Genomic DNA, 6,161 nt, shown 5'->3' with positions numbered 1-6,161 from the left:
ATTGCGCTCCGAGCTGGGGTAAAATACCCGCCCGAATAGAGAAGGTAAAAGCTGTGGTAATCACGGCAAAGCAACTCCCGTTGAATAAGGCACTCTTGTTAATGTTTTCGTTCATAATATAATGGTTATTTGGTTAGCAAAATCATCTTAAGGGATAGATTAAGTGTTTGGAAATATACAATTAATTTGTTTTTTTAAAAATAGTATATTTTTCATTAAGTGTTATTTATTAAACTTGATCTTTCTAAATATACGTTTCGCCATAATTCTGGATCCTTCTGCATTAGGATGTATTTTATCTGGCATAAGTTCAGGCTTATCTATCAACAAAACATGCATATCTAAAACCTCCACTTTATTCTCATTGGCCACATTCATTATTTTTGGGATAATCTGTTTTACAATCACAGGATCCCATATTCCTGCTGTATCCGCTACAAAAGACACTACAGGTAACAGCAATATAATACGTGGATGGGAAGACAAATCTTTAAAAGATTTAATCATAGCATGGTAATCCTGCTCATATTCATTTAATCTGGATTTGTTAATCAATTTGCTATCATTTCCACCAAGATCAATAACCACAATATCAGGATTACGCTTTAAAGCTTTCTGATACTCATTGGTTTTGTAATATGGTGAATCCCCGTTTCGCAGAAGCGTACAACCACTTACACCATAGTTTTCTACGGCATAACTGCTTCCCAGATATMTTTGAAGCTGAGCCGGAAAGGAGTTTTGCTCCCTGTTTTCCACCATTGCCCCATAAGTTATACTTGCTCCAATGCAGGCTACTTTAGTAACCGCATTAGAGTTAGTATAAAAGCAAAGTGCAAGTAATAGACTAAATAACATTTTCATCTTTTAAATTACTCACTAATGAAAGTATATGTTTTACCAGCAGTGGTATCGAAATCATAAAGAATGGTTTCGTTAATGGATGGCTTATTCAGGTTGGCCTTAGCAGATATAACTGGTGTAGCTATTTTATCAATCTGATAAAACTGATTTGGGTTATCTCCTTTTGCGGGTTTAAGAGAGTTTCCTTTTAGCACATTAGGAACACGTAAGCGACAATTACCACCAAGTTTTGATTTAATGGTAACCTTGCTCAATTTTCCATTTTTCCAGGTGATGTTCTCAATTTCAAAACCTCCTGGAGCTCTTAACCCACTAATACTTCCGTCCTTCCATTCATCAGGCATCGCCGGAAGCAGTTGGATAGAGCCATCGTGGGCCTGTAATAACATTTCAGTAATACCTGCCGTGCATCCAAAATTACCATCTATCTGGAAAGGAGGATGTGCATCAAACAAATTAGGGTACGTTCCCCCGCCACTGTTTTCACCACCTTTATTTAATCCTGTAGGCGTAAGCTGGTTTCTAATTAGTTTATAAGCATGATTACCATCCTGTAATCTGGCCCACAGGTTTACCTTCCATCCCATAGACCATCCTGTAGAAACATCTCCCCTCTGGATCAATGAGGTATGCGCAGCGTCAAACAATTCAGGAGTACGTAAAGGAGAAATCTGATTTGCAGGATACAAACCAAAAAGGTGAGAAACATGCCTGTGTTTGTCATTAGGATCATCCAGATCCTGCATCCATTCCTGCAGTTGGCCGTACTGCCCTACCTGCATTGGGGCAAGCCTATTACGCATGGCCTTAATTTTAGCTACAAGATCTTTATCCGTATTTAGTGCCTCGGCAGCTCTTATGGTGTTAGAGAACAGATCAAACACAAGCTGGTTATCCATAGTAGCACCAGCGGCTATAGATTTACCTTTATGAGCTCTTGGTGCATTTTCTGGCGACATAGAGGGCGATACCACCATCCATTTATGAACTGGTTCTTCTACAAGGAAATCCAAATAAAACTCTGCCGCACCTTTTAATGCCGGGTATACTGTGGCAAGGTATTTTTTGTCTCCGTTATATAAATACTTTTCCCAAACATGGCGACTTAACCACGCTCCGCCCATAGGCCACATTGCAGAATAAATACCATCAACCGGGCCGGTTATTCTCCAAAGATCCGTGTTATGGTGTGTTACCCAACCGCCGGAGCCATACATAACCTTTGCAGTTTCGCGCCCTGTATGAGAAAGGTCTTTTACCATTTCTATCAGCGGGTTATGCATTTCGGTCAGGTTAGTCCCTTCAGCTGGCCAGTAGTTCATTTCAGTATTAATGTTAATGGTATATTTACTTCCCCATGGCGGATCCATTTTATTGTTCCAAATTCCTTGCAGGTTGGCAGGTTGGCCACCTGGCTGAGAAGACGAGATCAATAAATAACGACCAAACTGATAATAAATAGCTGCCAATTGAGGGTCATTGCCATTTGCAAAGTCCTTTAACCTAACATCTGTAGGATTCTTAATAGAATCTGTTTTACCAAGATCAATTTTTACACGGTTAAAATATTTTTGATAAGCTGCAACATGATCCTTCAATAGCTGAGGATAGCTTTTCTTTAACGCAGCATTCAAATAGGTTTCAGAGCGTTTGTTTTCATCAGCACTGATGTCGTTATAGTTCACAAAATTGGTTGCAATAGAAACATATATGGTAACACTGTTCGCTCCTTTAACACTAACCTGATCATCTGATAAAGAAAGCTGTCCACCTTCATTTTTAACTTTTGCTATTGCATTAAATTTAACCTTACCYGGAACGTTCTCTCTGTCGCTGCTTATTCCCGACAAGTGTATTTCATTTGTATTAATAGCTTTAGCAGACCCTTTGTGCTCAGTTGCCATTGATGCGTTAAACGTTATGCTACCTGGCTTACTCGCGGTTAACCTGACTACTATTGCCTGATCTGGTATAGAAGAAAAAATGGTGCGGGTATAAGTAACTCCATTAACTACGTAAGTACTTTTAACTACGGCATCAGCAAGATTTAGCTCGCGGTAATAGTTCGAAAAGTTTTCATGCCCCGGAAAGTTCAGATTTAAATCGCCCACTGGCTGATACTTCATTCCGTTGTTCTTTTTAGACTGGATAGCCTTTTCAGCAAGCGCATTGGCTTCCACATATTTATCTTCAAAAAGTAGTTTTCTCACTTCTGGTAAAGCACCCAAAGCATCGGGGTTGTCATTGCGATTTGGGCTCCCACTCCATACTGTAGATTCGTTTAAACTGATCTTTTCGTGGGCAGTATTTCCATAGATCATGGCGGCTAGTCTTCCATTTCCTATTGGAAGAGCAGCTTCCCAAACAGATCCTGCCGGAGATTTATACCATAATTTMAAATCTTTCTCTTGCGAGAACGCAGATATGGTTATGCCCATAAGTAAAGCATAAGCCACAATAATTGTTTTTAGGTTGGTGAACATTGGTTGTTTAATATTTGGTTTGTGTGTAATCTTTTTTACTAATTAATGCATTAGCATTAAAAAAAAATTAATATATGATTAATTCCATTATGGTTTACATTATTGGTTTAGTTTTCATGTTCAAACACATAATTATTACAATCTATACCGTTCCTTATTCCTAAATCCCAATCACTTGGATTGCTTTTCATACTATGAATCTTGTTTAACTACCTCAATCGCATTGGAGAACAATTTACTTTGACTAATGGTGATGTAGGAGAAAATATGGCAGCCATTTTTTATATCTTTATATCTGCAATGTAAATAAGCCTCAAAAGAATCTTACAGTCATGGTGTACAATATTTTAAACGGCGACTCCCTTGCTTATAGTTTTCCAGAAGCAAAAATTGAAGGGGATGTTATTGTTGTTAGAGAAGGTCTTATTGACGGAGAATTATCAGGAGACAACCTACATGACTTTTGGCAATCAAGAGCCAAATACATGAGAATAACTGAAACCGAATACAATAATTCTGTTGTAAAAGAATTTGAAAAAATAATAAATGCACCCGATCATTCAGAGTTTAATCTTTGGTTTGAGTATGACTTGTTTTGTCAAGTAAATATGTGGTTTGTTATTTCAATTATCAATAGTTTGTCAATAAAGAAAAAAGTTTTTGCTGTTTACACTTCTTATTTAGACAAAACCAGTAAACAATTTTGGAATGGCTTTGGATCAGCAAATTCAGATGAACTTAAAGTTTGTTATGCGAATAGACTTCCTTTAAGTGAAGCCGACATAAATTTAGGACAACAATTATGGAAAGCTTACAAAAACGGCAATCTTGAAGAGTTGACAAATCTTTCAAAACATCAATCTTTAGTTTTTCCGTATTTACAAGAAGTAGTGAAGGCGCATGTTGACCGCTTTCCAAAAGATGGCACAACAGGAAGACCTGAAAAAGTTATTGAAGACATCACGAAAAATATTTCTACTGATTTTCATAAAGTGTTCAAAGAATTTTGGAATAGAGAAAGCGTTTATGGTTTTGGTGACGTTCAATTAAAAAGTCTCTATGACAAAGTAATGCACTACCGCTAATATTTGTATGCCACAGACGTAGCCCCCTTAAAGGAACAAAAAACACCAATAATTACTTATTTATTAGGATTTAGTAGATATTTACAGATTATGACAGAACCCCTCGTTTTATATTCAGTAAGTGAGCGTATAGCAACTATTGCTATAAATCGTCTTGAGAAGCGTAATGCATTAAATCCCGATCTTGTTCAGCAGTTAACGGATTCGTTCATCAGCGCATCAGAGGATGATGGCGTAAAAGTGATTGTTTTAAAAGCTAACGGTGCTGTTTTTAGTGCAGGTGCTGATCTGGCTTATTTGCAGCAATTGCAGTTAAATACTTATGAAGAAAACCTTGCCGATTCTGAGAACCTAAAGCGACTGTTTACCACCATTTATTATTTACCTAAGGTTGTCATAGCTCAGGTAGAAGGGCATGCAATTGCCGGAGGCTGTGGACTTGCAACTGTTTGCGACATTACATTTTCTGTTCCTGAGGCCAATTTTGGCTATACTGAAGTAAAACTGGGATTTGTTCCGGCTATAGTATCCTGCTTTTTATTACGCAAAACAAGTGAAACTATTGCTAAAAAAATACTACTGACAGGAAGCCTTTTTTCTGCACAAGAGGCACTTGAGCATGGATTAATAACGTTTGTAACAAACAAAGAAGAGATTAGTCAAAAAGTGAAAGATTTTGCATTAAATTTGTGTAATGAAGCTTCAGCAAATTCGTTAATGGTAACTAAGCAGCTAATCGGGCAGACTACAAATCCTTTATTGGAGAAATGCTTGTCGCTAGCCGTTCAGATAAATGCCAGGGTAAGAGATACTGATGATTTCAAAAAAGGAATTGCCTCTTTCATTAACAAGGAAAAGATAAAGTGGTAATTACCTTTTGATTGTGACAAATGCTAATAGAACTATACTAATACATAAAAAAACTAAAAACCAGAAAATGTTTAAATCAATCAAAACCGGTGTTGTAGCTGTAATTTTAATCAGCACGGCCATTGTTGCTAAAGCTCAAAAAATTGTAGATCAGGGAACATTAACCTTTGGAATTGAGTATCAATTAACAGATGATCAAAAGAAGGTTATAGATCCTTCTGTTCTTCCTTCCGAAAGTAAAGTTCAGTTTAATGGCAATATATCTAAAATTGAAATGGATATGGGCCCTGCAATGATAAAGGTATTTTCTGATGGAGCTGCCAGAACTGCATTAGTACTTATAGATATTCCGGTTGCCCAAAAACAGTATGCGTCTAAAATGTCTAAAGAAGATTTAGACAAACAAACAGGAAACCTGGTATTCAGCGACTTTAAAGCAACAGGCGAAAAACAAACAATCGCAGGCTTTAATTCAGAAAAATACACTTATAAAGATAACAATGGTGCTAACTACGAAGTTTGGGTTACTACCGATTTAAAGGTTACACCGGGTGCTACCCCTCCAGGATTTGATCAGATAAAAGGTACCCCTGTAAAATACACCAACATCAGAGATGGTTTTAAAACAGTAGCAACATTAAAAAGTCTGAAAGAAGAAAAAGTAGGTCCTTTTAGCCTTACTATACCAAGTGGTTATGAAGAAAAAACAATGGCAGAATTAAAAGCTATGCAAGGTGGTGGCCAATAACATAGCGTAAAATGTTAAAAAGCTTCCTGTTTTTTGCACGCTTCTTTCTGTTTTGGCTGTTATTTTTTTTCGTTGACCGCCTTACATTTATCATTATAAATTCAAAAAAAC

General features: G+C 37.0%; 5 protein-coding genes. 3 read left to right on the top strand and 2 right to left on the bottom strand.

Features of this window, described 5'->3' with window-relative positions; all coding sequences use genetic code 11:
- Window positions 1-222: 222 nt before the first annotated feature.
- Window positions 223-858, bottom strand: a complete 636-nt coding sequence (locus AC1DDK_RS22945) for a GDSL-type esterase/lipase family protein (RefSeq protein WP_477634088.1) — start codon at window positions 856-858, stop codon at window positions 223-225.
- A 14-nt stretch (window positions 859-872) separates the two neighbouring features.
- Window positions 873-3,347 (bottom strand): glycoside hydrolase family 95 protein, encoded by a 2,475-nt coding sequence (locus AC1DDK_RS22940; protein WP_477634087.1) that lies wholly within the window; start codon window positions 3,345-3,347, stop codon window positions 873-875.
- Window positions 3,348-3,679: 332 nt separating this feature from the next.
- Between AC1DDK_RS22940 and AC1DDK_RS22935 the strand changes: the two genes are divergently transcribed.
- From AC1DDK_RS22935 to AC1DDK_RS22925, 3 genes are all read left to right on the top strand, one after another.
- Window positions 3,680-4,432: a DUF1835 domain-containing protein gene (locus tag AC1DDK_RS22935; protein ID WP_172659122.1), complete on the top strand. Its 753-nt coding sequence runs from the start codon at window positions 3,680-3,682 to the stop codon at window positions 4,430-4,432.
- 90 nt (window positions 4,433-4,522) lie between these two features.
- Entirely contained in the window at window positions 4,523-5,302 is a 780-nt protein-coding gene (locus tag AC1DDK_RS22930; RefSeq protein WP_337718169.1) for an enoyl-CoA hydratase/isomerase family protein, read from the top strand.
- 67 nt (window positions 5,303-5,369) lie between these two features.
- A complete protein-coding gene (locus AC1DDK_RS22925; RefSeq protein WP_172659125.1) occupies window positions 5,370-6,050 on the top strand; it encodes a hypothetical protein in 681 nt (226 codons plus the stop codon).
- Window positions 6,051-6,161 lie beyond the last annotated feature (111 nt).

The sequence above is a fragment of the Pedobacter sp. 05T44 genome (assembly GCF_056395985.1).
The sequence above is the reverse complement of the archived record's forward strand: the minus strand, read 5'-3'. Positions and strand labels throughout refer to the sequence as shown.